Consider the following 26257-nt stretch of genomic DNA (forward strand, 5'->3'; position numbering starts at 1 on the left):
TGGATAAAAGGGACAACGCCTCATGCCATACACGATGACCGAAAAAATCCTCGCCCGGGTCGCGGGACTGCCTGCGGTGCGAGCGGGCGATGAAATCCTGGCGCGGCCGGATTTCGTGATTGCCTATGACTTCCCCGGGTACACCGACGTGTTCTTCAAGGAGGCGAAGGAGGATTTCGGCGTGGCGCATGTGCCCAGCCCGGAGCGCTTCGTGCTGTTCATCGACCACATGGTTCCGGCGGCCGCGCCCAAGGAGGAGGAGCTGCACAAGATCACGCGCGCCTGGGGCAAGGAGCAGGGCGTGCCGGTGCACGAGCGCGAGGGCATCGGCCACCAGGTGTCGGCGGAGCTCGGCTATGCCACGCCCGGGGCCTTCGCGGTGCACTTCGACGGGCATGTGAGCCAGCTCGGCGCCTTCGGCACGCTGGCCATCGGCGCGCGCAAGAGCGTGCTGGAGACCTTCGTGTCCGAGCGCATGGCGCTGGTGGTGCCGGGCACCGTGAAGATCGAGGTCACGGGCACGGTGCAGCCGGGCGTGATGGCGCGCGACATCTTCCACCACCTGGTGCGGGTGCTGGGCCCGGCGTCGTGCCGCTTCAAGGTGGTGGAGCTGTGCGGCCCGGTCATCGACGCGATGAGCATCGAGGGGCGCCAGACGATCTGCGGCCAGGCGATGTTCCTGGGTGCCACCACGATGCTGATCGCCCCCGACGCCAAGACCCTGGCCCATGCCCAGGGCCGGGCCAAGATCGCGCTCGATCCCGTGTACCCGGATGCGCACGCGCATTACGACCAGGTGCACCGCATCGATATCAGCGACCTGGCGCCGATCGTGGTGGCGCCGCCCAGCCCCGCCAACACGCGCGACCTGAGCGAATACGCGGGCCTGGAAGTGCAGATGGGCTACCTCGGCAGCTGCGCCAGCGGCCGGCTGGAGGACCTGCGCGTGGCCGCCGAGGTGCTCAAGGGGCGCAGGATCAAGCCGGGCTTCCAGCTGCATGTGGTGCCGACCTCGCAGGCCATCATGTCGCAGGCCGCGAGCGAAGGGCTGATCTCCACCCTGGTGGACGCCGGCGCGTTCATCAGCTCGTCGAGCTGCGACTACTGCTACGGCCGCATCGCCACGATGACGGACGGCCAGCGCGCGGTCTCGACCGGCACGCTGAACACCCCCGGGCGCATGGGCAGCGCCGATTCCGAGATCTTCATCTGCAACGCCGCCGTGGTCGCGGCCTCGGCGCTCGAAGGCTGCATTGCCGACCCCCGGCCTTATCTCGCATCCGTCACCTCCGTCGCCACCGCACAGGAAATCCCCGCATGACACTGCCCACCCTGCACGGCCGCGCGGCCTGGGTCTTCACCGAAGACGACTTCGACATCGATCTGATCGTCGGCATCAAGAACATCAAGATCACCGATATCAACGAGCTGGCCGCCGTCACCATGACCAGCTACGACCCGGATTTCGCCAGGAGCGTCGCCCGCGGCGACCTGCTGGTCGGAGGCGCGAACTTCGGCTACGGCCATCCGCACTACCCGGCCATGCGCGCCATGCGCCACCTGGGGGTGGCGGGCGTCATTGCCGAGTCCTTCTCGCCAGGGTTCTTCCGCGGCGAGATCAGCATGGGTTTTCCGCTGATCACCTGCCCCGGCATCCGCGCGGCCACGCAGCGCTGGGACCGGCTGCGGGTGGATTGGGAGCGCGGCGTGGTGGTCAACCAGCAATCGGGCGCGGCCTTGCCCTTCGAGCCCTGGTCGTCCACCGAGCGCGCGACCATCGAGGCCGGCGGCTTCACCCCCTATCTGAAGGCCCGGCTGGCGCGCGAGCGCGCCGCTGCCGCCGCATGACGCGCAGGAGCACAGCATGTTGCAGATGATTGTCAGCGGCGTCGCCCTGGGCGCCATCTACGGGCTGATCGCCCTGGGCATCGTGATGGTGTTCAAGGCCACCGGCATTCTCAACTTCGCGCATGGCGAGGCCGCCATGCTGTCGGCCTTCGTCGCCTATACGCTGTTCAAGCTCGGCCTGCCGCTGTGGGCGGTGGTGCCGCTGACGCTCATCTTCGGCGCGGCGCTGGGCATGGCGATCGAGCGCTTCATCATCCGCCGCTTCATCGGCAAGGCGCTGCTGTCCTCGGCCATCTGCACGCTGGGGCTGTTCCTGGTGTTCGGCGACCTGGCGATCTGGGTCTGGGGCAAGGACACGCAGGAGCTGCCCGGCATCTTCCCCTCCGCCCCCATCGATGTCGGCGGCGTGATCGTCTCGGGGCTGGACCTGGGCATCGTTGCCGTCTGCGCCACGCTCGCGGCGCTGCTGTTCGCGTTCTTTCGCTTCACGCGCCTGGGCATCGCCATGCAGGCCACCATGGAGAACCCGACGGCCGCACGGCTGATGGGCATTCCCATCAAGCGCATCTACGCGCTGGCCTGGGCACTGTCGCATGTGATCGCCGCGCTGGCCGGCCTGCTGATCGCGCCGCTGACCTTCGTGCACTTCTCGATGATGCAGCACGCCCTGCACTTCGCCTTTGCCGCCGCGGTGCTCGGCGGCATCGGCAGCATGCCCGGCGCGCTGCTGGGCGGCGTGATCATCGGCGTGACCTCCAACCTCACGGGCGCCTATGTGTCCTCGGCGTGGAAGGACGCGGTGCCCTTCATCGTGATGCTGCTGATCCTGATCCTGCGGCCGCACGGCCTGCTGGCGCGCGCCCAGGTCAAGAAAGTCTGAGGAGGCCCCATGACCAAAGTCTTCGACCAATTCCCCTGGCTCGGGCCGCTGCTCTTCGTGCTGCTGTTCGTGCTGGCGCCGCTGGTGCCGGGCGGCTATGTGCTCTACATCTTCACGCTGGTGATCATCTACACGCTGGCGTCCTTCGGCACCAACATCCTGACGGGCTACACCAACCTGATCTCGATGGCCGGCGCGGTGTTCTTCGGCATCGGCGCCTATGGCTCGGCCATCCTCACCACCCATTTCGGCGTGCCGCTGGTGCTGTCGATGTTCATTGCCGCGGCCATCGCCACCGTGGTCGGCCTGCTGCTGGCGTTGCCGGTGCTGCGGCTGGAAGAGGTGTTCCTGGCGATCGCCACGCTGGGCTTCGTGATGATCTCGGTGGAGATCGCCAAGTCCGGCGGCGAGCTCTCGGGCGGCGAGAACGGCATGGGCGCGCCCGGGCCCACGCTGTTCGGCTGGGCGCTGGACGAACGCGGCTATCACCTGTTTGCCGCCGTCGTGCTGGCGGGCGCGCTGTGGGTGGCGCGCAATCTGGCGCGCAGCCACTTCGGGCGCGGCTTCCTGGCGATCAAGGGCAGCGACACCGCCGCGCGCGCCCTGGGCCTGAACACCACGGCACTGAAGCTGGTGGCGTTCGGCGTGTGCGCCTTCTACACCGGCCTGTCGGGCGCGCTCTACGCGCCGCTGGTGCGCTTCATCGACCCCTCGCTGTTCGGCATCATGGTCTCGATCAGCTTCGTCTCGATGGTCATCGTCGGCGGGCTGGGCTCGATCCTGGGCTCGGTGCTGGGCGCGGTGTTCGTGATCGGCGCGCCGCAGCTGCTGACCTACCTGGGCTTCGACCAGTTCCAGCGCGCGCTGTATGGCGTGGCCATGATCCTGGCGCTGATGTTCCTGCCCGACGGGCTGGCCAGCCTGTTCAAGCGCCGGCGCCTGCCCGCGGCGGATATCGCGGACAGCGGGGTGGCGAAATGAGCACCGTCGTTCAGATGAGATCCTCTTCGGCTCCGGCGGCTGCGCAGGCCGCCGCCCCCCTGCTGAGCATCAGGAACGTGCGCATGGCCTTCGGCGGCATCGTTGCCGTGCAGGACGTGGGCTTCGACGTCATGCCCGGCACGGTGCACGCGCTGATCGGCCCCAACGGCGCCGGCAAGACGACGATGCTCAACTGCATCAGCCGCTTCTACACGCCGCAGCAGGGCTCGATGCGCCTGCGCACCGCCAACGGCGAGGTCGAGCTGCTGGACCGCAAGGCGCACCAGGTGGCGCGGCTGGGCATTGCCCGCACCTTCCAGAACCTGGAGCTGTTCGCCGAGCTGACGGTGTTCGACAACGTGCTGATCGCGCGCTCGATCGCCATGCGCGCGACGCTGGCCGAGGCGCTGCTGGGCCTGCCGCGCCAGCGCCGCGAAGAGCGCGCCGAACGCGAGCATGTGCAGCGGCTGCTCGAAGACCTGAATCTGCAGGCGCATGCCCATGCGGTGGTGCGCGACCTGCCCTACGGCACGCAAAAGCTCGTCGAGCTGGCGCGCGCGATGGCGCTGGAGCCGCGGCTGATGCTGCTGGACGAGCCCGCCGCCGGCATGAACAACCGCGAGATCGACGCGCTGGGCGAGACGCTCAAGCGGCTGCAGGCCAGCGCCCGCGCCACGCTGCTGCTGATCGAGCACAGCATGCCGCTGGTGATGTCCATCTCGGACCGCATCACCGTCATGCACAACGGCGCCTTCCTGGCCCAGGGCACGCCCCGGGAAATCGAAACCCATCCCGCAGTGATCGAGGCCTATCTCGGAGGAGGCAAGAGTGGCAAACGGCGTTGAAACATCCACGGCGGCGGCGCTGCTGAGCGTCGACGGCCTGACTGCGGGCTACGGCAAGATCCGCGCGCTGCACGGCGTGAGCCTGCGCGTGCCCCAGGCGAGCATCGTCTGCGTGCTGGGCGCCAATGGCGCGGGCAAGACCACGCTGATGCGCGCCCTCTCGGGCCTGCTGCCGGTGAGCGGGGGGCAGCTGCTCTTCGACGGCCAGTCCATCGCCAACGTGCCGGCCGAGGCGCTGGTGCGCCGCGGCATCGCCCATGTGCCGCAGGGCCGCATGGTCTTTGCGCAGCTGAGCGTGCGCGACAACCTGGTGCTGGGCGGCTACACCCGCCCGGCGGCCGAGGTGCGCGGCGACATCGACCGCGTGCTGGAGTACTTCCCGCGCCTGAAGGAGCGCATCGCCTCGCGCGCCGGCACGCTCTCGGGCGGCGAGCAGCAGATGCTGGCCATCGCCCGCGGGCTGCTGGCCAAGCCGCGGCTGCTGATGCTCGACGAGCCCTCGATGGGCGTGGCGCCGATCCTCAAGGACGCGATCTTCGAGACGCTGCGCGCCATCCGCGACCGCGAGAAGCTCACGCTGCTGATCGTCGAGCAGGACGCCGACATCGCGCTCGACATCGCCGACGAGGGCTATGTCATCGAGACCGGCCGCGTGGTGATGCAGGGCCCGGCCGCCGAGCTGGTGGGCAACGAAGACATCCGCCGCGCCTATCTGGGCGGCTGAGCCTAGCGTTTCTTTCGCATTCATAACCAAGGAGACAAAAGCATGATTCAACGCAATTCCCGCCGCACTGTGCTCGCCGCCGCGGCCGCCGCCCTGATGGGCCTGCACCTGGGCGCGCAGGCCTTCGAGAACAAGGCCGAAGGCGTGCTGGCCAAGGAGATCGTGCTAGGCTCGTCGCAGCCGCTGTCGGGCACGCTGGCCTACATGGGCAAGGCCGTGGACGAGGGCATGCGCACCTATTTCGACATGGTCAACGAGCAGGGCGGCGTCAACGGCCGCAAGCTCAAGCTGATCACCTATGACGACGAGCTCAAGCCGGCGAAGTCGGTGGCCAACGCCAAGCTGCTGGTCGAGCGCGACAAGGTCTTCGCCATGGTCGGCAACATCGGCCATGCGACCAACATCAGCGCCTACGAGTACAGCTCGACCAAGAAAGTGCCGACGATCGGCGCGATGAGCATTTCGGACCTCACCTCGAGCCCGCCGCGCGAGCTGCTCTACGTGCTGCCCTCGCCGCAGTCCACCGAAACCGCGGCCTATATCGACAACGCGGTCGAGGTGCTCAAGGCAAAGAAGGTCGCGATGCTCTACCAGAACGACGGCTGGGGCAAGCCGGCCTATGACATCGCCGTCAAGCGCCTGGAAAAGCACGGCATGAAGCTGGTCGAGGCCCAGACCTTCGAGCGTTTCGCCACCGACCTGACCTCGCAGGTGTTCAAGCTCAAGCAGGCCGAGCCCGACGTGGTGATCGTCTACGCGCTGGGCCAGGAAGCGGTGCAGTTCTTCCGCAGCGCGGAAAAGCTCGGCTGGAAGCCGACGGTGTTCGGCGCCGGCGGCCTCAACGACCCCAAGTTCATCGAGCTACTGGGCAAGACGCAATCGAAGCTGTACGTGGCGTCCTATTACGACGCGGTGGACGGAAGCAATCCGGCCATCCAGTCCTTCTTCACGCGCTACGCCAAGCTCTACCCCAAGTCGGCGCCGACCTCGATGGCGCTGATGGGCTACTCGGCCGCGGCCGTCACGGTGGAGGCGCTGAACCGCGCCGGCGCCGAGCCCAGCCGCGCCAAGGTCGTGGCCGCGCTCGACGGCATGAAGGACTTCGACCAGAAGATCGGCCCGAAGATCACTTTCCAGCCCTTGAATGCCGGCCCCTACGCGCGCCGCGGCCAGACCGGCGTGGCGCTGATGGAGCTCAAGGAGCAGAAGTTCGTCTCCCTGGGCAACTACATCGACCCCGTGCAACGCTGAGGAACCGCCATGAAAAACGAGCGCAAGCAACTTCGTGAACGCATCCAGTCCGGCCCCACTTTCTGGATGGCTGGCGCCCAGGACGCGCTGTCCGCCCTGCTGGTCGACCAGTCGGACTTCGACGGCGTCTTCACCACCGGCTTCGGCATCTCCGCCTCGCTGCTGGGCCAGCCCGACATGGAGGTCTACACGCTGACCGAGAACCTCGGCGTCGTGAACCATATCGTCAACATCGTGAAGAAGCCGGTGTTCGCCGATGGCGATACGGGTTATGGCGGCGTGCTCAACGTCGCGCGCACGGTGCGCGAGTTCGAGAAGGCCGGCGTGGCGGCGATCTCCATCGAGGACCAGATCAGCCCCAAGCGCTGCCCGGCCGCCGCGGCAGTGACGCCGGTGGTGTCGATCCCCGACGCGGTGGCGCGCATCAAGGCCGCCGTGGATGCGCGCCAGGACCCGGACTTCCTGATCGTCGCGCGCACCGACGTGGCCGATCCCGAGGAAGCCATCGAGCGCGCGGCGCGCTTCGCCGAAGCCGGCGCCGACCTGATCCAGCCGATTTCGCGCACCTTCAGGGGCTACGAGGACCTGGTGCGGCTGCGCGAGGCCTCGGGCCGGCGCCTGTCGCTGCAGCTGATGCAGGGCCTGTGGATGTCGCGCCTCACGCGCTCGCAGATCGAGGACGTCGCCGCCTTCGCCACCTACCCGGTGGTCACGCTGATGAGCACCGTGCATGCGCTGCAGAAGAACCTGGCGACGCTGGCGGCGCGGCGCACCGGCGATGTCGACGGCCTGCCCTGCGGGCAGACCAGCATGGCCGACTTCAAGCAGGTGATCGGCTGGAAGGCGCTGGAGGAACGCCAGGCGCAGTACGAGCTGGGGTGAGCGCGCCGGCCGCTTGCAGCCGGTGCCAGGGGCGGGCACTGGCTGCAAGGCGTGGCTGCGATCCGGGACTGCAGCCGGCGTGCAGCATCTGCCTGGCCTGCGCCGCTTCTTGGACAGACATGGACAAGCGCTCGCGCAAACCAGAGAATGGGCGCCATGAATGAAGGCTTTCCCGACGAACGCGTGCTCTACCAGGCCGCATGCCACTGCGGCACCGTGCGCTTCGCGCTGCGGCTGAGCGACGGGCTGCGCAGCGCGCGCCGCTGCAACTGCTCCTATTGCCGCATGCGGGGGGCGGTGGCGGTCTCCGCCCACGTGGGCGACCTCGAGGTGCTGCAGGGCGCACAGGCCCTGACGCTCTATCAGTTCAACACCCGCGAAGCCCGGCATTACTTCTGCTCGCGCTGCGGCATCTACACCTTCCACCAGCGCCGCTCCTCTCCCGACCAATACGGCATCAACGTGGCGTGCATCGAGGGCATGAGCCCCTTTGACTTTGCCGAGGTGCCGGTCAGTGACGGTGTCGTCCATCCCAGGGACAGCGCGGACGGCAAGGCCCGGATTGCGGGCTGGCTGCGTTACGATGCCGATCCCGCGGAGGACGACGACTGAGCATCCGATCGCGATGGCATGGGCGCCGCGCTCAATTCGACGAGGAGCCCGCCAGCTTCAACCCGAACCCGACGAAGATGCAGCCGGTCAGGCGGTCCAGTGCCTTCGCCGCACCCGGGCGGCGCAGCAATGCGCTCACCGGCGCGGTGGCGGCAATGAGCACGCCGAACCACAGCAGCGTCAGTGCCACGTGCAGGCAGGCCAGCAAAAAGGAATAGCCCGCCACGCCGGCGCCTGCCGGAATGAACTGGGGCAGGAAGGTGACGTAGAAAACGCCGACCTTGGGATTGAGTAGATTCGTCAGCAAACCGCGCCAGAAGGCGCCCGCCCGGGCGCGCGGCAGAGCATCCGCTGCGGCATTTTCCACCGTCGCACGCGCATTCAGCAGCAGCTTTGCCCCCAGCCAGATCAGATAGGCTGCCCCCATGATCTTGACCATGGCATAGGTGGTCTGCGAAGCATGCACCAGCGCCCCCAGCCCCAGGGAGGCCGCGGCGCCCCAGGCGAGGCAGCCCAGGGCAATGCCGGCCGATGCCAGCAATGCAGGCCGGCGCCCGTCGACCGCCATGGCGCGCAGCACCATGGCGGTATCCACGCCGGGCGTGAGCGTCAGGATCGATGCGGCCACCACGAAGGCCAGTAGGGAGGGAACGTCAACCATGAAAGAAGCTTCGAGCGGGCAAATGCGGACAAGGCCGGCAGCTTAGCCTGAATATCGCCTTGCCGGCGTGAACCGGACAACGGCTGCAGCCTTGAACAAAGCCGCTTCTGCCATCATCATCGCCATCTCTGCCGCACGAAGGAAAAGTCCATGGCCCACGATTTCCAGCATTTCATCGAGGCGCAGGAAGGCGTCTTCGAAGCCGCCATGCAGGAGCTGCGCGCCGGGCAAAAGCGCACCCATTGGATGTGGTTCGTCTTCCCGCAGCTTTTGGGACTGGGGCACAGCGAAACCTCCAGGCGCTTCGGCATCGACGGCCTGGAAGAAGCCCGGCGCTATCTGCAGCATCCCGTGTTGGGACCGCGGCTGGAGCAGGCGGCACAGGCGGCGATGCAGAGCAATACGCCCCTGGCGCGGCTGTTCGGCACGGTCGATGCGCAGAAGTTCATCTCCAGCATGACGCTGTTCAGCCGCGCCAGCGCCCGGGAGGACTCCATCTTCGCGCAGATCCTCGAGCGCCTGCAGACCCGCGATGCGCGAACCGAACGCATGCTCGAGGGCTGAAAGCCCCAGGCATTAGCGCTGGCGCATCGGCATCCGGTCGATTTCGGCAAAAACTTCCTGAAGATCGATGGACGGGCCTTCGCGCAGCTTCACTCCGCCATCCTTGCCGACCAGAACGAAGCTCGACGGCCCGCGCGCATCGAGCTGCAGCGCCTTCAGCAGCGCCGCAGTCTGTGCCTTCTCCAGGGGTTGGTCGTTGCGCCGGCCCTCCCCGGCTACTACCGTGTAGAGCACCATCTCGCGTTCGCGAAAGGCCTCGCGCGCAGCGGTCTCGCCCAGGGTGGCGCGCAGCCGGGCGAGCAGCGGGTCGCCCGGCTGCGCCACGACCACGACCACCGGCCGCGTCTTCCAGCGCTCGGCTTCGAGCGGATTGCCCTGGGCGTAGGAGGCGCCGGCTGGTAATGCAAGAGCCAGCACGGCGGCGGTACGGGTGATGAAGTTGGGCTGCATGGAACCAGTATTGCCGCTTGCGCACCCATGTCCACGAATCGCCCCGAGGACGGCAGGCCCATCCGGCACTGTGTCTTGGCCGACAATACCGCAAGGAAATCAAAGGGATCCGCAATGAGCACCGAACCACAAGCCACCGACTGGACCGCCTGGAGCCGCGAGGCCGCCGAAAGCATGGTGCGCAACAACGCGCAATGGCCGCGCGAGTATGGCCTGGACGCAGCGCCCGCCTGCACCTGGGATCTGGAAAGCGCAACCCTGACGTTCGAAGGCTCCCTCGGCCCGGTGGTCGCCACCGCCTGCCTGGTGGGCACCACCAGCGACAGCGAGGGCAGCTTCGTGTGGAGCTGGGCCAACGAAGCCATTCCGCGCCAGCACGGGCAGGCGCTGGAGGTGGTGCATGAATTCGGCCGCGAGCACCAGCTGGCGCTGCTCACAACCGCGCGCATTTCCGGCGGCCGCCCCGAAGCCATGGAGTGCCTGGGCATCGCGGCGCGGCTGCAGCGTGCCGTCGGCACCTTCATCGACCAGCAAGGCGATGTGACGCTGTATTTCACGCTGCTGCATCTGCGCGTTGAGCCAGTCCAGCGCGAACGGCTGCATTGAGCAGCGCTGGCGCGGCGATAATCGGGCAATGCAACACGGCCCGGTCCGGATATCTGGACCGGGCTTGATTTTGGATGGAAACATGAGCAGCATCACCGAGGACCTTGGCTTCGTGGGCATCGACGACGAAGGCTACGCGCAGGCGGTGGCCGCGGCCAGAAGCTTCCGTTATGGCGACGACCAGTCGGGCTTTGCCTTCACCGGCAGGGCCACCCTGATGTTCCAGCGCGAAGCGCCCGAGTGGGAGCATGGCGCATTCAGCAGCACGGCCATCATCACCTTCATCGACCCGATCCAGGGCGCACCGGATGCCGAAGACGCGCAGGACGAGGACTTTCTGGCGGCCGTCAGCGAGCGCGTGAGCTTCCTGCATGTACCCGCGCAATGCCGGGAGATGGAGGTCGACGACGTCTGGGGCATCGACTGCGAGTTCCTGATGTTCGCCATGCCGCATCCACATGACGAGGGCGCCAGCGCCTGGCTGCTGGTTCCCGGCCCGGACCACCGCGTGGTGTCGTCGCGGCATACGGTGCAGGACTACCAGATGGCGCAAATCCAGCGTGCGGCGCAGGAGCTGGGACTGGACGGCAGCGAAGAGCCCAAGCTGCAGTGAGCACTATCTGCGGCCCGGCTTGGCAAGCATCTGCACCAGGCGGCCGTCATAGCGGAAGGGCCCGTGGTTGACGGCCCTCACCTTCGCCAGGTCGGGATGCGCGGGGTTGAGCAGAACATTGTTTTCCATGGGAACGATGACCGATGGCACCAGCAGCAGCAGGCCCGCCCTGGACTTGAGCCATTCGGTGCCGGCCTGGGCCGCGGCAAAACTGGTGGGCAGTGCGTTCCAGTCCTGCGGCAGCTCCATGCGGCCTGCCTTCTCGGCAACGTCGCGCGGCACTTCAAGCTCGACGAGGTACCGCGCGATCGGCAACCCGCCCTGGTTCATGTGCACCAGCGTCTCCAGGCACGCCAGCGCCACGCTGGTCGCGGCATAGACGGCAGGCACCCCTTTCTCGTTCCACCGGCCCCCGGTGGCCGCGCCACCGCCGCCGCTGAGGTCGGTGGGCTCCCAGGTACGCCCGCGGGTCGCTATGCGCCAATACGAGACGGTCCCCGGGGACTGCGTCACGCGTAGACCCCGGAAACCATCTTGTGCAGCAGGGATTCCACCAGCCCGGCGCCGGTCGCAGTGTCCAGCAGCTCGACGGGCTTCTGCATGCCCAGCGCCGGATTCGGCTCCTCGATCCACTCCCCGAACCAGCGCGCGGCATCGAAGCCCTGGCTGAGCTCGGGATCGCCATATTCATCCACCAGCCGCTCGGCCAGGCCGATCAGCCGCATGGCCTGGATGACGCGCTCGCTCTGGTCGACTGGCAGGTTCTCCTGCGACTTGATCTTCCGGGCCACCGTCGAGGCCGGCAGATTCAGTGCCTTCTGCACCCGCGCCACGGGCATGTCCATGGCCTGCGCAACCACCTCGATGGCCGAGGCCGGCACGCCATCGCGCGCCAGGTCGATGCTCCTGAGCGGGCTCAATTCATAGAGATAGGTATAGAGCGTCGGCGCCTTGGCATCCACTGACGGCTCCAGGCCGCTGCCTTGGGTCAGCAGAACGGACCATCCAGGAACGGTGGTGCCGGTGCCGCCCTTGCCGCGCTTGGCACGGCCATGCATGCCGGAAGTTGCTTTCATACTTTTCTCCATTTGAGAGAAATCATTCTCTTGAATGGTGAGTTTAAGCCATCATCCGCATTTTGCAAGAATGCGGGTTTTGCGGCGGATATGCGGGCTCTTGCGCGCGTGGCATCGGGACATCATGCAGCTCATGCGTTTCTGGCCAGTACCGAGACGATCGAATACCGGTTCTCCGGGTACAGCGTGCTGGTCACGATCACCACGGCGCGCGCCGCGTCGCGGTAATGCCTGAGCACTCGCAGCGCCGGCGTGCCGCGCGCCGCGCCGAGCGGCTGCGCCATGTCCTCGTCCACCGAACAGCACGACACCGTCTGCTCCACGCATTCGATGCGCCGGCCGAATTCGGTCTCTATGAGGTCGGCCAGCAGCTTGGCCGGCTGCTGCTCGGCCAGCGCGATCACCTGGCGGTAGTGGGGATCGATATAGGCATCGGTCCACCCCAGCGGCTTGGCTTTGCCGGCCACGCTGCGCAGCATCGACAGGCGGCACCAGCGCGAGCCGGGCTGGCACTGCAGCGCCTTGGCGGCAGCGGTGTCCAGAACCACATCCGCAGAATCGAGCATGGTGCGCTGCGCCGTGCTGGCCAGCGTGACCAGGTTGTCGAACGACAGCGACTGCGTGAACGTGGCGACCCCTCCGGGCAGCGCCTCGACCATCGTGCCGCGGTTGCGCCGGCGCGAGATCAGGCCGCGCGCCTGAAGCTGCTGCAAGGCCATGCGCACCGTGTTGCGGCTGGTCCGATAGGACGCCATCAGCGCCAGTTCGGTCGGCAGCAACGAGCCGACCGGCCGCTCCCCGGCCCGGATCTGCTGGATCAGCTCTTCGGCGATCTGTTGATACATGGCAACGGCCATCGGTTTTCCTCCTCGTATGTACGGCATATGTTCATCGGATATGTCCCTACATATCAAACATTGGGACAAATATAGCATCCGTCATCATCACCAAGGAATGCCATGAGACGCCGAAGCCTTCACCTGTCCCTTGCCTTCGCGGCCATCGCAGCCGCTGCCGCGCCCGCCTGGAGCCAAACCCCCGCTGGCAGGTATCCCGCCAAGCCGGTCACGATCATCGTGCCCTTCACCGCGGGCCAGAGCGGCGACGTGCTGGCGCGCGTGCTGGGCGAGCCGCTGGGCAAGCTGTGGGGGCAATCGCTGGTCGTGGAGAACAAAGGCGGCGCGGGCGGCACGCTGGGCAGCAAGGCCGCGGCCGGCGCCGCCGCCGACGGCCACACCCTGCTGCTGGGCTCGAGCGGGCCGCTGGCCGCGGCCCCGCATCTGTACCGCAACCCGGGCTACGACCCGCGTGAGCTCACGCCGATCATGAACGTCGCCGGCGTGGCCCAGGCGCTGGTGGTGGCGGCGGACTCGCCCTACAAGACGCTGCAGGACCTGCTGGCCGCGACCAAGGCCGCGCCCAACACGCTCAGCTATGGCTCGGGCGGCGTGGGCTCGTTCCAGCACCTGACCTTCGAGCTGCTCAAGCAGCGCACCGGCATGCCGATCAAGCACATTCCCTACCGTGGCAGTGCGCCGGCCTACACCGATCTGATCGGCGGGCAGCTGCAGGCCATGGTCGATTCGCTGCCGGGCGTGCTGCCCCACGTCAAGGGCGGCAAGATGCGCGTGCTGGCGGTCTCCACGGCCCAGCGCGTGCCGCAGCTGCCCGACGTGCCGACCATCGCCGAAAGCGGCGTTCCCGGCTTCGACGCGCTGGGGTGGCTGGGCATCGCCGGCCCCAAGGGCATGGACCCGGGCCTGCGCGACCGCATCAACGCCGACCTCAAGAAGGTGCTGGCGCAGGAGCCGGTCAAGACGCGCCTGGACGGCCTGGGAATGATGACCATTGCCAGCTCCGCGCCGGAGTTCGAGCAGTTCATCGCCAGCGAGCTGGCGAAATGGGGCTCCGTCATCAAGGCCGCCGGCATCCAGCCCGAATGACAACAGGAAAGCACAGCATGCGCATCGTCGATATCCGCGAGCTCGCGGTTCCCCTGGAAGGCGCCGTGGCCAACGCGGTCGTCAATTTTTCCGAGCACACGGTCTCGCTGGTGGCGCTCATCACGGACGTGGTGCGCCATGGCAAGCCGGTCATCGGGCTGGGCTTCAACTCCATTGGAAGATTCGCCCAGAGCGGGATCATCCAGACGCGGATGATCCCGCGCCTGCTGGCCGCGGCGCCGGCCTCGCTGCTGGCCGAGGACGGCCGGCAGTTCGACGCCGCCAAGGTTCTGGCCACCATCATGCGCAACGAGAAGCCGGGCGGGCATGGCGATCGGGCCGGCGCCGCCGCGGCCATCGAACTGGCGGTCTGGGACCTGAATGCGAAGCTGGCCGAGGAACCGGCCTATGCCACGATTGCCCGCGCATTCGGCCGCACTGCGCAGGCCGAGGCAGTGGAGGTCTATACCGGCGGAGGCTACTACTACGCGTCTGGCGCGGGCAAGTCGCTGCGCGAGGAGTTCCAGAGCTACCGCGACCTGGGCTTCGAGAGCTTCAAGATGAAGATCGGCGGCGCCCCGCTGGCCGAAGACATGCGGCGCGTCGAGGAGGCCCTGGAGGTGGCCGGCGGCCCCGCCCACCTGATGGTCGATGCCAATGGACGCTTCGACCTGCCCACCGCGCTGGCCTATGCGAAGGAACTGAAGCCGCTCGGCCTGCGCTGGTTCGAGGAGATCGGCGATCCCCTGGACTTCCAGCTCAACCGCGAGGCGATCGAAGCCTATGGCGGGCCGGTCGCCACCGGGGAGAACCTGTTTTCCGCCATCGACACGCTGAACCTGGTGCGCTTCGGCGGCATGCGCCCCGGGCACGACATCTTCCAGATGGACGCGGGCCTGAGCTATGGCCTGACGGAGTATGCGCGCATGATCGAGATCCTCGAGTCGCATGGCTTCGACCGGCGCCAGGCCGTGCCGCACGGCGGCCACCTGATCAATCTGCATATCGTCGTTGGCCTTGGGCTGGGGGCCTGCGAGGCCTATCCCGGCGTGTTCCAGCCCTTTGGCGGCTATTCGCAGGCCTGCGAGATCCGCAATGCCAAGGTGCGGCCCAGCGAAGCGCCGGGTTTCGGGCTGGAGCAAAAGCGCGAACTCGCGCCACTCATCCGCCAGCTCGGTTGCTGAGCACGCCTGGACGGGCATGGCGGGGGGGCAGGGATGGTCACATCCCGTTCCCGCCCTGCCGCCAGCGCCCGGGCAGCGCTCACGACCTGCCGATCAGCAGCGAAACCACCCCCGCCGCGATCAGCGGCCCGACCGGAACCCCGCGAAAGAACGCCACCCCGAGAATCGTGCCGACCATCAGCCCGGCCACCACGCCCGGCTGCGCCGCCATCAGCGTCACGCCCCGCCCGCCGAGCCAGGCGACGAAAATGCCAACGACGATGGCCACCGCCGACTTCCAGTGGGTGAAGGATTTGAGCAGGTCCATGGCCGGAATCTTGCCGCTGGCAATGGGCACCATCACCGCCACCATCAACAGGAAGATGCCGATATTGAGCCCATGCTTTTGCAGCCAGGGGAAATAAAGCGCAAGGGCGTGACGCGAATGACTATCAGCACCGCCATGGCAGCCGCCACGGTATGGTTGCCGGCAAACATGCTGACCACGGCCAGGGCCAGCAAGACGAGAATGGTGGGGTCGAGAAGGGACATGGCGGGACCGCCGCAAGCGCCGCGGCAGGTCGGTGAGTAAAAAGCAAAATTTTCGCATCTTTGGCAGCTTGCGCCTGGCTGGCGGCCATGCGGGGCAAGACGCAGAAGCGCCGGGCGCCAGGCGGCGTGGGGTTGCCAACGGCAGCGGCCCGCCGCTGCCGGGCATCGCCCGCTCCCCAGGGCAGTAGTCAGCGCGTGTTTTGTCACGCGTCCCGAAGACCTTGCCCCTGCCGCTGCATCAGGTGCCTGAACAGGTCCACACGGCACAAAATCATGCAGATGGGCTGAGCCGCTTTTCACCGCAGCAAAAGCAATTGCACTTGGCCGTCGCTGCGGGCAACGACCGATTCCGCATATCGCCATGCGGGCTGTGTTGTCTGGCTGCTCCCGCGGCCATGTGGATGGCGGCTTTTTTAGCGGCTAAATTCCTGGCTGAATCCGGTGGCGTAGTCAAGGGCTGATGGGAGCGACCAATGGAAGTAGCGCACGGAAATATATGATGCAGCCATCCGTTTCCCCGTTTGAATCCAGCATGCGTGAGCCCTTAGGCCAGCCCATCGACCGCTTGCAAGTGGTCGACATCGAAGAAGACCCGCCAGCGCAGGAAGCCGCCGAGCGCCCCAGGCGCCGCCGCGGCCGGCCACCGGGCGCCAAGGCGAAGATCGCCAGCGCCGGCGCGCGCATCTCGGCCAGCGAGACTTCCTTCCTGCGCGCCGTGCTGCAGGGCATCGACGAGAAGCTGGCTGCCAACCGCTACTTGCTGCACCTGGGCAGCATGGACCGGCGCGCGGCCGGCGCCTACCGCGAACAGCTCGAGCAGCGCATCGAACTGGCGCTGCAGAACCTGCCCGACCGCGAGCAGGGAACGCGCATCCTGGCGCAGCTGCTGGCCCGGGCCGCGCCCACGCCCGAGCTGCCTACCCTCGAGGAATTCGCCGCGGGCTTTGCCGAGGACATGTTCAGCGAGAAGGAGCTGATCGAGCTCTACCGCGAGCAGCTCGGCGACCGCGTGCAGGGCGCGGGCCCGACGGCCGCCGAGATCCTGCGCGGCAAGCTCGAGGCACTGCACTGGGTGCAGGCGCATGTGGCGCAGCACCCGCAGGGCACCGACCCCACGCAGCTGTGGCTCGATGCCGCGATCTGCGCCAAGCTGCGCGTGCATGGCGTGCTGAGCCTGGGCGATGCGATCGGCTGGATCAACCTGCAGGGGCGGCGCTGGTATGCGCAGCTGCCCGGCGTGGGCCGCACGCGCGCGCAGCGGGTGCTGCTGTGGCTGTCCGACCATCAGGAGGCGATCGGCGTGCGCATCCATCATCGCATTGCGCAGGAGATGATCTACGCGGAGTTCACGCCCGCGGCCTCGCTGCTGCCGGCAACGCTGGGCAGCCCCGCCACGCCCGAGATCTTTGGGCTGGTACCGCTGGAGTCACTGGCCTGGCCGCTGGAAATGCTGGGCGACGACGGCCTGTTCCGTTCGCACCGGCCCAACACCCTCAAGGCGCATACCGACCGCGAGGCGGTGGAGGCCTGGTTTGCCACGCTTTCGGAGAAGTCCGCCGCCACGCAGGACAGCTACCGGCGCGCCATCGAGCGGCTGGTGCTCTGGGCGCTGGTCGAGCGCCGCACCACCCTGTCCTCGCTGGCCACCGAGGACTTCCTGGCCTTCAAGGAATTCCTGCGCGCGCCGCCGCGCACTGGTGCCAGAAGGCGCCCGTCACCAAGGGCTCGGAAGACTGGCGCCCGCTGCGCGGCCCGCTGGCCGAGTTGAGCATCCGCCAGACGATGAGCGCCATCGCCACCATGTACCGCGACTGGCATGCCAGTGGCTACCTCGATGCGAACGCGGTGGCCAGCGTGCGCGGCAGCAGGCGCCGCGACATGCAGATGGACGTCATGCGCTCCTTCTCCAACCAGGCGCTGCAGGCCATCCGCACCACGCTGCAGGAAATGCCGGACGGCCCCGTCAAGCGCCGCCTGCGCGCGGCGCTGCTGCTGCTGCAGACTGCGGGACTGCGCCGCGCCGAGGCCGTTAACATGACCTGGGGACACATCGAGCGCGTGCGCCTGGACAACATGGATTCCGACATCTGGGCGCTGCGCTTTGCCGGCAAGGGCAACCGCGAGCGCATGGTGCCGCTCAAGCCCGAGACGCTGCAGGCGCTGGAAGCCCATTACCAAGACCGCCTGGCATTGATTGACTCGGGCGCGCTGGCCAGTTACGCCGACATGCCGAAGAAGGACTGCCCGCTGCTGGGCGTGCTGGACGAACGCCTGGCGCTGGGCAATGACGGCACCATCGGCGACCTGGCCTCGAATGCGCGGCGCGAAGCCAACGCCACCGGCGCGCTGTCGGCCGCGCGGCTGCATGGCGTGCTGAAGAACTTCTTCCGCCAGGTGCAGCAGCAGCCCGGCGCGGGCGACACCGACTTCCTCAAGGCCTCGGCCCACTGGCTGCGTCACACCTTCGCGCACCAGTCGCTGCGCTCGAGCGGCAAGGACCTGGCCGTGGTGCAGCAGCTGCTGGGCCATGCGGACATCTCCACCACCGGCATCTATGTGAAGGCGGACATGTCCTCGCGCGTGGCGGCGGTGCTGGGGGTCGAGGCGGCGGTGTAGGCGCGGCGCGCGAGTTCCGTCTGGCATGGGCGCCGATGGCCGCTGTGCGCTGCACCTGCCGTATCCTGGGGCTTTCCTTAAGACAAGCAGGAGCCTCGTCCCATGTCCCGACCTCCCCATGTACCGCGCGGCTTGCCGCGTCTTGCCGGCGCGGCCTTGCTGGCCATCGGGCTTGCCGGGTCGGTGCTGCTGAGCGCCTGCGGCAGCACCAGCGCACCGCCGGGTGTCCAGGCCGTCAGCCCTTTCGATCTGCAGCGCTACCAGGGCCGCTGGTACGAGATCGCGCGCCTCGACCATTCCTTCGAGCGCGGCCTCACCGATGTGACCGCCACCTATACCCCGCAGACCGATGGCAGCGTGCAGGTGATCAACCGCGGTTTCTCGCCGGCCAAGGGCGAGTGGCGCGAAGCCGTGGGCAAGGCGCGGTTCACCGGGGAGCCCACCACCGGCTCGCTCAAGGTCTCGTTCTTCGGGCCGTTCTACGGCGGCTACCATGTGGCCGCGCTCGATGCCGATTACCACTGGGCGCTGGTGGTGGGGTCCGAGCTGGATTCCAGCTGGATCCTGGCGCGCGAGAAAAGCCTCGATCCAGCCACCAGGGCCGCGATCCTGGCCCGCGCCAGGGCGCTGGGCGTGGACACCGATGCCTTGATCTGGGTCAGCCACGACCGAGCCGGCCAGCAGTGAGCGCCGCGCCGGGGACTCCAATGCAATCCCTGCCCGAAGGCTATCGCGCCCTGGTGCTGGGCGCGGCCGGCGCCATCGGCGGCGCACTCGCCGAGCACCTACGCGCCGACCCGCGCTGCGCCGCAGTCCGCACGCTGGGACGCGATACCGATCCCGGCATCGACTTCACGGCGCCCGACAGCGTGGCCGAGGCCGCCCAGGCATTGCATCCACAGCAGCCCTGGCATCTGCTGATCATTGCCACCGGCATGCTGCAGGGCCCAAGCGGCGGCCCGGAAAAGCGCCTGGCCGATCTGCGTGCCGGGCATCTGGCGGCGAGCTTTGCCATCAATACCATCGGCCCGGCCCTGGCGCTGGCGCATTTCACGCCGCTGCTGGCGCGCCGCGAGCGCAGCCTGGTCGCGGTGCTGTCGGCCAAGGTCGGCAGCATTGGCGACAACCGCCTGGGCGGCTGGTACAGCTACCGCGCCTCCAAGGCGGCGCTGAACATGGTGCTCAAGACCGCGGCCATTGAAATGGCGCGCACCCATCCGCAGGCGGTGCTGGCCGCACTGCACCCGGGCACGGTGGACTCCGCCCTGTCGGCGCCCTTTCGCGGCGCGCAGATTGGCCGGCCCGCGCGGGATGCGGCGCGCGAACTGCTGGCGGTGCTCGATGGCTTGGGTCCCGAAGACAGCGGCGGTTTCTGGTCCTGGGACGGGCAGCGCCTGCCTGGTGACGCGGCCGAAGGACGCTGGCACGACATGAGCTGTCGCGCCAACCAGTTGGACCCATGCTTGACCATGGACGCCGGGCAAACAACGTATGGCCGCGTGTTTCATTGCTATAACAACGAAAATCCATTTAAAATCATTGTTATGCCAGATACTAGGTGCCATCGCTTGCAGAAGTCCCCGGTTCCGGTCGTGGTCCAGCGGGAGCTCGCTAGCCTGGCCACTCGTGCCGCAGTGGTGCGCAAGGCCCGGCATCTCACCCAGGCCGATCTGGCGCATCTGGCGGATGTAGGCATCAGCACCGTGGCGGCCGTCGAAGGCGGCCATGACGGAGTCTCCATCGGCAACCTTCTCAAGCTCATGTCGGCGCTCGGAGTTCTGGAGCAGACGGGCAAGCTGTTCGAGCTCCAGGCAGATCCTGGCCTGGTCGACTATGCGCGCGAGCGGCTGCAACCGCCGCCTCTGGCGGAACGGCCCCATGTGGTGAGGAGAGAGCCCGATGCCTGATTCGACCCCGGTCTGGGCATGGCTGCCCGGGGCGACCGAGCCGGTGCGGGCCGCGGCCTTGTCGAGCGATGGCAGGCGCTACCGGTTCCAGTACGACCCTGCCTACCTGGCGCAAGCCGTTGGCACACCGGCGCTCGATCCCGTCGAGCTTCGCCTGAAGCCTGCAGTGCTGACCACGCAGGAACTCCCGGGTGTGCTGCTCGATGCCAAACCCGCGGGTTATGGGCAGGACCGGCTGAACGCGCAGCTGCACGACCGATACCAACGCGACCTCACCGAACTGGAGCTTCTGGAAGCGGGGCCAGCGGACGGCGTGAGCGCGATCGAGGTCTGCCACGATATCGACCGCAAGCTGCGTTGGTCGCCCCCGTCCATCGAGGGGCTGCAGCACGAACTGGAGCGCCTGGAAGAAGGTGCTCCGGGATCGCGCGCCATGCGAAGAGCCAACGGGGATGCCGCAACGAGCGCGGGCGGCGAGCGTCCGAAAGCCACCTTTGCGCACCAGGGCCGTCTCTGGCTCGTGAAGATGCAGGACCGCGGCGACCGACAGGGCATGCCAGCCATGGAATACGCCGCGATGACGCTGGCGGCGCAGGCGGACATCGACGCGGCACCGGTCCGGTTGCAGACCGTGGGACCCCATCAGGCGCTCATGGTGGAACGTTTCGACCGGGCAGGAAACCCCGGGACGCCGCAGCGAAGCCTGTTTGCGTCTGCCCATACGGTCCTGCAACTGCCGCCAGCCGCCGTCCGGGGCCACGCGTTGCGCTCGTACCCGATATTGGCCGACAGGATGAGGATCTGGGGCCGCAACGCGGACCCGTCGATGCTGATGCGCCAGTTGCAGCAATTGTGGAAGCGCATGGCGTTCAATGCACTGGTGGGCAACGTCGACGATCATCCGCGCAACCACGGCTTGCTGTTCGTCGACGGCGCCTGGCAACTGGCCCCCGCCTTCGACATCACGCCCATCTGGCGCCCGCCGCAGGAGCATGGCGCAAGCCATATGCCCGTGTTGGCCATGGCGACGGGCGCGGATGGGAGCGCGGGAGTGGAGCCGCAACGGCTGATCGCGGCGTCAGGCCACTTCGGCATGGCTGCGGAAGAAGCGGCGCAATACCTGCTGGAAACCAGCGAAATGATCGTGGACCGCTGGGAAGCAACGCTGCGCCAGGCCCTTGCACCGCTGGCGGACCGGCGCCCGCCGGCCTATGCCGATGCCGTCGTCAACGACACCCGGGCGGCCTTCGCCCTCAGCTACAGCATCGTCGATTCGCCCGCGCTGCTGGCACAGGCCGTGCAGGCGCTGCATGCCCCCCGGCAAAGCGGACGGCGGCGGCTCAGACGCTGATAGGCTGCCAGGCAGGAAATGCCGGCAATGCATCACCGCGCATCGCCGGCCAGCAAATCCACATAGGCCTGTTCCACGCACTGCGCCACATCGATCCCCAACCGCCGCATGAGGCTCTCGGCTTCGCGCACACCGCCATCCATTGGCTCGTCCTCCTCGAGGACCACTTCCAGTTCCAGGAAACTGCCCAGCCCCTGCACCTGGTCGGGATGGATGCGCGTCCTGCCGGCGAGAAACAGCCGGCGCCGCTTGACGACCTGCCCCGATACGCCATAGGCCAGCGCCAGGGCTGCGCGCAGATGCGCCGGCTCGGAGGTGGCAGTGCGCAGGTAGAACGACGCCTTCGGCCCCGCCTGGCCCGGGCGCCGATAGAAGATCAGCTCGCCATGCCCGGCCGCGAACTCGCGCAGCTTCAGCCGGCCCTTGGCGCAGCGAAAGAAGGTGTCGTCCTGGAAGATCTCCGTGGGCCCGTGATCGGCCAGGGCTGCGGCAAGGCAGGCGACCTGCTCGATGTCGGCAATGCGGGCTTTGATTTCGACATTGCGCGGCATGGTTGCAAAACCCTCCTCCCGCCTGGCAACGGCCCATGGACCGGCTTGTCCGGTTTCACGCCCCGCCATTGTGGCGACTTCGGCGCATTGGCGGGTGTCAGTGTTTTTCTCGGCGCGCTGCCGCCGGCAGGCGCCGTTGCGCGCTTCAGTCGGCAGTGATGCCCGCCGCCTTGATCAGCTCGCCCAGCGAAGCGGACTCGGCCTGGATGAACTGCGCGAATTCTGCCGGCGTGCCGCCCACGGGGCTGGCGCCGATCTCGGCCAGCCGGGTCTTCACTTCGGGCGTGGCCAGCGCGGTATTCAAGGCCTTGTTCAGCGTTTCGACGACCTGGGCAGGCGTGCCCTTGGGCGCATTGAGCCCCCACCAGACCGTGGCCTGCACGTTGTAGCCCAGCGACTGCGCCGTCTTTACCTCGGGCAGCAGCGGCGAGCCCTTGGTGTTGAGCATGGCCAGCGCGCGCAGCGAGCCGTTCTTCACGTGGCTGACGACTTCCAGCGGATTGATGGCCATGAAATCCAGCCGGCCGCCCAGCAGGTCGGTCACGGCGGAGGAGCCGCCCTTGTAGGGCACATGCACCGCCTTGAAGCTGCCGGCGCGCAGCAGCAGCTCGCTGGCCATGTGGCCCGAGCTGCCCACGCCCGCGGTGCCGAAGGACAGCGCATCGGGCTTGGCCTTGCCCGCGGCCACCAGCTCGCCCAGGGTCTTGTAGGGCGACTTGGCGTTCACCACCACCACCAGCGCCGCCTCGCCGATGCGGCCGATCGGCACGAAGTCGTTCAGCGGGTCGAAGTTGAGCTTGGAATACAGCGCCTTGTTGGTGGTCAACGTATTGGACGAGGTCAGCAGCGTATAGCCGTTGGCCGGGCTGCGCGCCACCGCGGACATGCCGATATTGGTGCCGCCACCGGGCTTGTTGTCCACCACCATGCTCTGGCCCAGCGCCTGCGACATGGGCGTGGTGATCAGCCGCGTGATGATGTCGACGCCGCCGCCCGGGGAGTAGGGCACCACCACCGTGATGGCCTTGTCGGGATAGCCCGCGGCATGTGCCGCCAGGGGCAGGCAGGAGGCGGCCAGCAAGGCCGTGGCGAGGGTCCAGTGAGAGCGCGATGTCATTGCTTGTCTTCCTTGAGAGATCGATTTGGCTTTTTGCGGCATTCTCGGCACGCCCCGCTATATGGTCCAATACTTTTTCAATCGCCAATTGATAGGTTTTTCATCTCAATGGATCTGCGCCGTCTCAATTACTTCATTGCCGTGGCCCAGGAACTGAACTTCAGCCGCGCCGCCGAGCGCCTGCACATCAGCCAGCCGCCGCTGAGCCAGCAGATCCAGGCGCTGGAGGCCGAGCTGGGCGTGCTGCTGCTCGAGCGTTCGCGGCGTTCGGTGGCGCTGACCCAGGCGGGCCGGGTGTTCCTGGCGCACGCCTTGCGCATCACCGAGCAATACGCGCTGGCCAGGCGCCAGGCGCAGATGGCGCATTCCGGCGTGGCCGGTCGCATCCGCCTGGCATTCACCGCTTCGGTGCCGCTGTTCCCGGGCTTTCCGCAGTTGCTGCAGGGCTTTCGCCAGGCCTATCCGCATATCGAGGTGGTCTTGCGCCACCTGTCCACCGGCGAGCAGCTCGAAGCGCTGCTGCAGGGCGAGATCGATGTCGGCCTGCTGCGCCCCTCCCCGCATCTGCGCACGCCCGAGGCGCTGCGCGCGAGCTCTGGCGCGACGAGCTGGTGGTCGCAATGGCGGCCAGCCATCCGCTCGCGGGCCAGGACATGGCGCCCATCGCGCTGCAGGAGCTGGCCGGCGAGCCCTTCGTGCTGCAGCCGCCGACGCTGGGCTGCGGCCTGTCGGAGCATATCGCGCTGCTCACCAGCCGCGCCGGATTCACGCCGCAGATAGCCCAGGAAAGCAGCGAGACCGCCACCACGCTGGCCCTGGTGGCCGCCCACATCGGGGTATCGATCGTCCCCAGCAGCTACTGCGGCATCCGCCCGGCCGGCGTGCACTTTCGTCCACTGGCGGGCCAGGGCGGCCGATCGTGCATCCTGGCAGCAGTGCGCAGCAAGGAAAGCGATGCCTGCGTGCAGACCTTCGTCGAGCTGCTCCACGCCGACACGGGGCTGGATGTGGCGACGGCCTGAGTGAAAGAGCAGGCGGCCATCGCCATGGCTGGCAAACCATCCGCCGCGGCAGGGCCTATCGCGCGGCGCCTGGATGCCGCGGTCTACCATCAGGAATGTATTGCGCGCCGTTGCCGCGGTGCGCAAAAGCGCAGAAGGCGCTAGCCCTGGTCTGCGCCGATTTCTCCATCCGGCTAGCGTGCCCGTCCCATGCCATGGGAGGTCCAACATGCACCGATGCCCATGCCGCTTCGTCCCGGACTATGTGCTCGACCGCCTGGCCAGCGACCAGACGCTTTCCAAGGAGACCTGTGAGCGTGTCGCATATACCGCGCGCCTGACCCAGCATTTTTGCGACATCCGCAAGCAGAACATCCGGCTTGCCGGATTCCTGATGGAAAACCAGTGGATGGCGGAGCTCACCAGCAATCCCGAAGTGACGCTGTTCGACTGCCGGCAGACCGTGAGCCTGCCCGGCCTGCAGATCAAGGACCCGGCCAATTCGAAGGATCCCACGGTGCAGCGCACCCACAGCGAAACCGACCTGATGGGCACCTTCCTGCGCGAGGTGTTCGCGCGCAACTCGATCGACAACGCGGGAATGACGCTGATGTCGGCGGTGCACTATGGCAAGAAATACAACAACGCCATGTGGAACGGGCTGCAGATGATCTATGGCGACGGCGACGGCGAGCTGTTCCTGAGCTTCGCTTCGGGCATCGACGTGATCGGGCACGAACTGGCGCATGGCCTCACGCAATACACGCTGCAGCTCGAATACGACGACGAACCCGGCGGGCTCAACGAGAGCCTGTCCGACTGCTTCGGCACGATGTTCCGCCAATGGCGCCTCAACCACGATGCCAAGCGCGCCGACTGGCTGGTCGGCAGCGACATCATCGGCCCACGCACGCGCGAGCGCGGCTACACCTGCATGCGCGACATGTGCGAGCCAGATGCCAAGCACTGCCTGGCGCCCCAGCCCACGCACTACGGGCAGTTGAAGCCCGGCCAGCACCCGCACAGCGGCAGCGGGCCGCCGAACCTGGCCTTCTGCACCGCCTGCAAGCTCGTCGGCGGCAACAGCTGGGAGAACATCGGCAGGATCTGGTATCAGGCGATGGCCAAGACCGGCCTGGCCCCGCGCATGGGCATGGCGCAGTTCGCGGCCAAGACCCGGGAACAGGCAGCGGATTTGTTCGGCAAGGACTCGCTGGCGGAAGCCGCGGTGGACGCGGGCTGGAAGAAGGTGGGGCTTTGAGGCGGTGCGCCGCGGGTCTCACCGTCCCATCACCACCGGCCCGCCCTTTTGCAGCGCGCGCTGGTAGGCCGGCCGCTCGCGCATGCGCTGGCGGTAGGCCAGCAGGTGCGGCCAGGCGGCCTCGTTGCCGCTGCGCATCAAGGCGGCCTCGACGGCAAAGCTCATCTGGAAATCGGCCATGGTCAGGTGCTCGCCGGCAAACCAGCGGTGCCGCGCCAGATGCGCCTCCATGAAAGCCAGCGCGGTCTGCACGTTCGGACCGATGAGCCTTTGCTGCACCTTGGCGCACAGCGCGCGCGCCACCGGACGCACGAAAAACGGCATGGGCTGGTGCGGTATGGTGTCGAACACCAGCTTCATGACCAGCCAGTTCATCAACGAGCCCTCGGCGTAATGCATCCAGAACCGGCACTGCCGATGTTCGGGTGTGCCGCGCGCGGGCTCGAGATGGAAAGCTCCGCGGGCGTCTGCGCGCCATGGGTCTCAGCCAGGTATTCGATGATCGCTCCGGATTCGGCCACCACCGCGGCGCCGTCGGTGATGACCGGCGACTTGCCCAGAGGATGGACGGCCTTGAGCTCGGCCGGCGCCAGGCGGGTCCTGGGGTCGCGCTGGTAGACGCGCAGCTCGTAGGGCACGCCCAGCTCTTCCAGCAGCCACAGGATGCGCTGGGAGCGGGAGGTTTGCAGATGGTGGATGGTCAGGGTCATCGGGGCTCCAGGGGTATGCAGTGGCGCCGGACCATGCCGAGGTCAGGCCTATCACATGATCGAAACCGGCCACTGCCGCGACTTGTAAGTCA

27 protein-coding genes and 4 pseudogenes are annotated in these 26257 nt (G+C 67.5%); 22 read left to right on the top strand and 9 right to left on the bottom strand.

What is annotated here, in order from left to right:
* The first annotated feature begins 22 nt into the window (after positions 1 to 22).
* The 9 genes from M9799_RS19720 (at position 23) to M9799_RS19760 (ending at position 8023) form a co-directional block, all read left to right on the top strand.
* Entirely contained in the window at positions 23 to 1321 is a 1299-nt protein-coding gene (locus M9799_RS19720; protein ID WP_263726079.1) for a 3-isopropylmalate dehydratase large subunit, read from the top strand.
* A complete protein-coding gene (locus M9799_RS19725; RefSeq protein ID WP_231044820.1) occupies positions 1318 to 1848 on the top strand; it encodes a 3-isopropylmalate dehydratase small subunit in 531 nt (176 codons plus the stop codon). The genes M9799_RS19720 and M9799_RS19725 overlap by 4 nt, the downstream gene beginning before the upstream one ends.
* Before the next feature lie 16 nt (positions 1849 to 1864).
* Complete coding sequence (locus M9799_RS19730; RefSeq protein WP_231044821.1) at positions 1865 to 2728, top strand: branched-chain amino acid ABC transporter permease; 864 nt, start codon at positions 1865 to 1867, stop codon at positions 2726 to 2728.
* A gap of 9 nt (positions 2729 to 2737) precedes the next feature.
* On the top strand, positions 2738 to 3709 hold the full coding sequence (locus tag M9799_RS19735) for a branched-chain amino acid ABC transporter permease (protein WP_231044822.1): 972 nt from the start codon (positions 2738 to 2740) through the stop codon (positions 3707 to 3709).
* Positions 3706 to 4554, top strand: a complete 849-nt coding sequence (locus M9799_RS19740) for an ABC transporter ATP-binding protein (RefSeq protein WP_263726082.1) — start codon at positions 3706 to 3708, stop codon at positions 4552 to 4554. The genes M9799_RS19735 and M9799_RS19740 overlap by 4 nt, the downstream gene beginning before the upstream one ends.
* Positions 4538 to 5278, top strand: a complete 741-nt coding sequence (locus M9799_RS19745; RefSeq protein WP_231044824.1) for an ABC transporter ATP-binding protein — start codon at positions 4538 to 4540, stop codon at positions 5276 to 5278. Before M9799_RS19740 ends, M9799_RS19745 begins: the two co-directional genes overlap by 17 nt.
* Before the next feature lie 42 nt (positions 5279 to 5320).
* The gene (locus tag M9799_RS19750) at positions 5321 to 6529 is read left to right on the top strand and encodes an ABC transporter substrate-binding protein (RefSeq protein WP_231044825.1); all 1209 of its coding nucleotides are present in this window, start codon (positions 5321 to 5323) and stop codon (positions 6527 to 6529) included.
* Positions 6530 to 6538: 9 nt separating this feature from the next.
* Positions 6539 to 7411, top strand: a complete 873-nt coding sequence (locus tag M9799_RS19755; RefSeq protein ID WP_231044826.1) for an isocitrate lyase/PEP mutase family protein — start codon at positions 6539 to 6541, stop codon at positions 7409 to 7411.
* A gap of 156 nt (positions 7412 to 7567) precedes the next feature.
* On the top strand, positions 7568 to 8023 hold the full coding sequence (locus M9799_RS19760) for a GFA family protein (RefSeq protein WP_231044827.1): 456 nt from the start codon (positions 7568 to 7570) through the stop codon (positions 8021 to 8023).
* A 31-nt stretch (positions 8024 to 8054) separates the two neighbouring features.
* Here M9799_RS19760 and M9799_RS19765 read toward each other — a convergent pair whose 3' ends face one another.
* Complete coding sequence (locus tag M9799_RS19765) at positions 8055 to 8684, bottom strand: LysE family translocator (protein ID WP_231044828.1); 630 nt, start codon at positions 8682 to 8684, stop codon at positions 8055 to 8057.
* A gap of 150 nt (positions 8685 to 8834) precedes the next feature.
* Here M9799_RS19765 and M9799_RS19770 point away from each other — a divergent pair, with 150 nt between their 5' ends.
* Positions 8835 to 9248 (top strand): DUF1810 domain-containing protein, encoded by a 414-nt coding sequence (locus tag M9799_RS19770; RefSeq protein WP_231044829.1) that lies wholly within the window; start codon positions 8835 to 8837, stop codon positions 9246 to 9248.
* Positions 9249 to 9260: 12 nt separating this feature from the next.
* Here the strand turns inward: M9799_RS19770 and M9799_RS19775 are convergent, their stop codons facing one another.
* The gene (locus tag M9799_RS19775) at positions 9261 to 9698 is read right to left on the bottom strand and encodes a DUF4174 domain-containing protein (RefSeq protein WP_231044830.1); all 438 of its coding nucleotides are present in this window, start codon (positions 9696 to 9698) and stop codon (positions 9261 to 9263) included.
* 114 nt (positions 9699 to 9812) lie between these two features.
* On the opposite strand from M9799_RS19775, the gene M9799_RS19780 reads away from it, so the two are divergent.
* Positions 9813 to 10304, top strand: coding sequence for a DUF6882 domain-containing protein (locus tag M9799_RS19780; protein ID WP_231044831.1), 492 nt, complete (start codon positions 9813 to 9815; stop codon positions 10302 to 10304).
* Between the two features lie 82 nt (positions 10305 to 10386).
* Entirely contained in the window at positions 10387 to 10917 is a 531-nt protein-coding gene (locus M9799_RS19785) for a hypothetical protein (protein WP_231044832.1), read from the top strand.
* Positions 10918 to 10920: 3 nt separating this feature from the next.
* On the opposite strand, the gene M9799_RS19790 is transcribed toward M9799_RS19785, so the two are convergent.
* From M9799_RS19790 to M9799_RS19800, 3 genes are all read right to left on the bottom strand, one after another.
* Positions 10921 to 11430: an RES family NAD+ phosphorylase gene (locus M9799_RS19790; protein ID WP_263726088.1), complete on the bottom strand. Its 510-nt coding sequence runs from the start codon at positions 11428 to 11430 to the stop codon at positions 10921 to 10923.
* On the bottom strand, positions 11427 to 11993 hold the full coding sequence (gene parS / locus M9799_RS19795; protein ID WP_231044833.1) for a type II RES/Xre toxin-antitoxin system antitoxin: 567 nt from the start codon (positions 11991 to 11993) through the stop codon (positions 11427 to 11429). The genes M9799_RS19790 and parS overlap by 4 nt, the downstream gene beginning before the upstream one ends.
* Positions 11994 to 12124: 131 nt before the next feature.
* A complete protein-coding gene (locus M9799_RS19800; RefSeq protein ID WP_231044834.1) occupies positions 12125 to 12850 on the bottom strand; it encodes a GntR family transcriptional regulator in 726 nt (241 codons plus the stop codon).
* A 102-nt stretch (positions 12851 to 12952) separates the two neighbouring features.
* Between M9799_RS19800 and M9799_RS19805 the strand changes: the two genes are divergently transcribed.
* A complete protein-coding gene (locus M9799_RS19805) occupies positions 12953 to 13936 on the top strand; it encodes a Bug family tripartite tricarboxylate transporter substrate binding protein (RefSeq protein ID WP_231044835.1) in 984 nt (327 codons plus the stop codon).
* 17 nt (positions 13937 to 13953) lie between these two features.
* A complete protein-coding gene (locus M9799_RS19810) occupies positions 13954 to 15120 on the top strand; it encodes an enolase C-terminal domain-like protein (protein ID WP_231044836.1) in 1167 nt (388 codons plus the stop codon).
* 79 nt (positions 15121 to 15199) lie between these two features.
* On the opposite strand, the pseudogene M9799_RS19815 reads toward M9799_RS19810, so the two are convergent.
* Positions 15200 to 15651 (bottom strand): annotated as a pseudogene (locus M9799_RS19815) (DUF441 domain-containing protein).
* 532 nt (positions 15652 to 16183) lie between these two features.
* Here M9799_RS19815 and M9799_RS19820 point away from each other — a divergent pair.
* The 6 genes and pseudogenes from M9799_RS19820 to M9799_RS19845 all read left to right on the top strand — a co-directional run bounded on the left by M9799_RS19820 (position 16184) and on the right by M9799_RS19845 (position 21525).
* Positions 16184 to 17419 (top strand): phage integrase family protein, encoded by a 1236-nt coding sequence (locus tag M9799_RS19820; protein ID WP_263726091.1) that lies wholly within the window; start codon positions 16184 to 16186, stop codon positions 17417 to 17419.
* A 14-nt stretch (positions 17420 to 17433) separates the two neighbouring features.
* Positions 17434 to 18267, top strand: coding sequence for a tyrosine-type recombinase/integrase (locus M9799_RS19825; protein WP_318530295.1), 834 nt, complete (start codon positions 17434 to 17436; stop codon positions 18265 to 18267).
* Positions 18268 to 18369: 102 nt separating this feature from the next.
* Complete coding sequence (locus M9799_RS19830) at positions 18370 to 18954, top strand: lipocalin family protein (RefSeq protein WP_231044839.1); 585 nt, start codon at positions 18370 to 18372, stop codon at positions 18952 to 18954.
* A gap of 20 nt (positions 18955 to 18974) precedes the next feature.
* Positions 18975 to 19667 (top strand): annotated as a pseudogene (locus M9799_RS19835) (SDR family NAD(P)-dependent oxidoreductase); the annotation flags it as partial.
* Between the two features lie 144 nt (positions 19668 to 19811).
* Positions 19812 to 20174, top strand: coding sequence for a helix-turn-helix domain-containing protein (locus tag M9799_RS19840; RefSeq protein ID WP_263726234.1), 363 nt, complete (start codon positions 19812 to 19814; stop codon positions 20172 to 20174).
* On the top strand, positions 20167 to 21525 hold the full coding sequence (locus M9799_RS19845; RefSeq protein ID WP_231044841.1) for a type II toxin-antitoxin system HipA family toxin: 1359 nt from the start codon (positions 20167 to 20169) through the stop codon (positions 21523 to 21525). Before M9799_RS19840 ends, M9799_RS19845 begins: the two co-directional genes overlap by 8 nt.
* 32 nt (positions 21526 to 21557) lie before the next feature.
* Here M9799_RS19845 and M9799_RS19850 read toward each other — a convergent pair whose 3' ends face one another.
* Together M9799_RS19850 and M9799_RS19855 are read right to left on the bottom strand one after the other, a co-directional pair.
* Positions 21558 to 22076: a class IV adenylate cyclase gene (locus M9799_RS19850; protein WP_231044842.1), complete on the bottom strand. Its 519-nt coding sequence runs from the start codon at positions 22074 to 22076 to the stop codon at positions 21558 to 21560.
* Positions 22077 to 22221: 145 nt separating this feature from the next.
* Positions 22222 to 23193 (bottom strand): Bug family tripartite tricarboxylate transporter substrate binding protein, encoded by a 972-nt coding sequence (locus M9799_RS19855; protein ID WP_231044843.1) that lies wholly within the window; start codon positions 23191 to 23193, stop codon positions 22222 to 22224.
* Positions 23194 to 23301: 108 nt separating this feature from the next.
* Between M9799_RS19855 and M9799_RS19860 the strand changes: the two are divergent.
* Together M9799_RS19860 and M9799_RS19865 are read left to right on the top strand one after the other, a co-directional pair.
* A pseudogene (locus tag M9799_RS19860) lies at positions 23302 to 24215 on the top strand (LysR family transcriptional regulator).
* Positions 24216 to 24423: 208 nt separating this feature from the next.
* Positions 24424 to 25455: a M4 family metallopeptidase gene (locus M9799_RS19865; protein WP_231044844.1), complete on the top strand. Its 1032-nt coding sequence runs from the start codon at positions 24424 to 24426 to the stop codon at positions 25453 to 25455.
* An 18-nt stretch (positions 25456 to 25473) separates the two neighbouring features.
* Here the strand turns inward: M9799_RS19865 and M9799_RS19870 are convergent.
* Positions 25474 to 26165 (bottom strand): annotated as a pseudogene (locus tag M9799_RS19870) (glutathione S-transferase family protein).
* Between the last annotated feature and the right edge of the window lie 92 nt (positions 26166 to 26257).

Source organism: Comamonas endophytica (genome assembly GCF_023634805.2).
Taxonomy (GTDB): domain Bacteria; phylum Pseudomonadota; class Gammaproteobacteria; order Burkholderiales; family Burkholderiaceae_C; genus Comamonas; species Comamonas endophytica.

Coding starts and splice junctions, on each gene's coding strand:
- M9799_RS19720 (WP_263726079.1), top strand. CDS start 23: ATGCCATACACGATGACCGAAAAAATCCTCGCCCGGGTCGCGGGACTG.
- M9799_RS19725 (WP_231044820.1), top strand. CDS start 1,318: ATGACACTGCCCACCCTGCACGGCCGCGCGGCCTGGGTCTTCACCGAA.
- M9799_RS19730 (WP_231044821.1), top strand. CDS start 1,865: ATGTTGCAGATGATTGTCAGCGGCGTCGCCCTGGGCGCCATCTACGGG.
- M9799_RS19735 (WP_231044822.1), top strand. CDS start 2,738: ATGACCAAAGTCTTCGACCAATTCCCCTGGCTCGGGCCGCTGCTCTTC.
- M9799_RS19740 (WP_263726082.1), top strand. CDS start 3,706: ATGAGCACCGTCGTTCAGATGAGATCCTCTTCGGCTCCGGCGGCTGCG.
- M9799_RS19750 (WP_231044825.1), top strand. CDS start 5,321: ATGATTCAACGCAATTCCCGCCGCACTGTGCTCGCCGCCGCGGCCGCC.
- M9799_RS19755 (WP_231044826.1), top strand. CDS start 6,539: ATGAAAAACGAGCGCAAGCAACTTCGTGAACGCATCCAGTCCGGCCCC.
- M9799_RS19760 (WP_231044827.1), top strand. CDS start 7,568: ATGAATGAAGGCTTTCCCGACGAACGCGTGCTCTACCAGGCCGCATGC.
- M9799_RS19765 (WP_231044828.1), bottom strand. CDS start 8,684: ATGGTTGACGTTCCCTCCCTACTGGCCTTCGTGGTGGCCGCATCGATC.
- M9799_RS19770 (WP_231044829.1), top strand. CDS start 8,835: ATGGCCCACGATTTCCAGCATTTCATCGAGGCGCAGGAAGGCGTCTTC.
- M9799_RS19775 (WP_231044830.1), bottom strand. CDS start 9,698: ATGCAGCCCAACTTCATCACCCGTACCGCCGCCGTGCTGGCTCTTGCA.
- M9799_RS19780 (WP_231044831.1), top strand. CDS start 9,813: ATGAGCACCGAACCACAAGCCACCGACTGGACCGCCTGGAGCCGCGAG.
- M9799_RS19785 (WP_231044832.1), top strand. CDS start 10,387: ATGAGCAGCATCACCGAGGACCTTGGCTTCGTGGGCATCGACGACGAA.
- parS (WP_231044833.1), bottom strand. CDS start 11,993: ATGAAAGCAACTTCCGGCATGCATGGCCGTGCCAAGCGCGGCAAGGGC.
- M9799_RS19800 (WP_231044834.1), bottom strand. CDS start 12,850: ATGGCCGTTGCCATGTATCAACAGATCGCCGAAGAGCTGATCCAGCAG.
- M9799_RS19805 (WP_231044835.1), top strand. CDS start 12,953: ATGAGACGCCGAAGCCTTCACCTGTCCCTTGCCTTCGCGGCCATCGCA.
- M9799_RS19810 (WP_231044836.1), top strand. CDS start 13,954: ATGCGCATCGTCGATATCCGCGAGCTCGCGGTTCCCCTGGAAGGCGCC.
- M9799_RS19820 (WP_263726091.1), top strand. CDS start 16,184: ATGCGTGAGCCCTTAGGCCAGCCCATCGACCGCTTGCAAGTGGTCGAC.
- M9799_RS19825 (WP_318530295.1), top strand. CDS start 17,434: ATGAGCGCCATCGCCACCATGTACCGCGACTGGCATGCCAGTGGCTAC.
- M9799_RS19830 (WP_231044839.1), top strand. CDS start 18,370: ATGTCCCGACCTCCCCATGTACCGCGCGGCTTGCCGCGTCTTGCCGGC.
- M9799_RS19840 (WP_263726234.1), top strand. CDS start 19,812: ATGCCAGATACTAGGTGCCATCGCTTGCAGAAGTCCCCGGTTCCGGTC.
- M9799_RS19845 (WP_231044841.1), top strand. CDS start 20,167: ATGCCTGATTCGACCCCGGTCTGGGCATGGCTGCCCGGGGCGACCGAG.
- M9799_RS19850 (WP_231044842.1), bottom strand. CDS start 22,076: ATGCCGCGCAATGTCGAAATCAAAGCCCGCATTGCCGACATCGAGCAG.
- M9799_RS19855 (WP_231044843.1), bottom strand. CDS start 23,193: ATGACATCGCGCTCTCACTGGACCCTCGCCACGGCCTTGCTGGCCGCC.
- M9799_RS19865 (WP_231044844.1), top strand. CDS start 24,424: ATGCACCGATGCCCATGCCGCTTCGTCCCGGACTATGTGCTCGACCGC.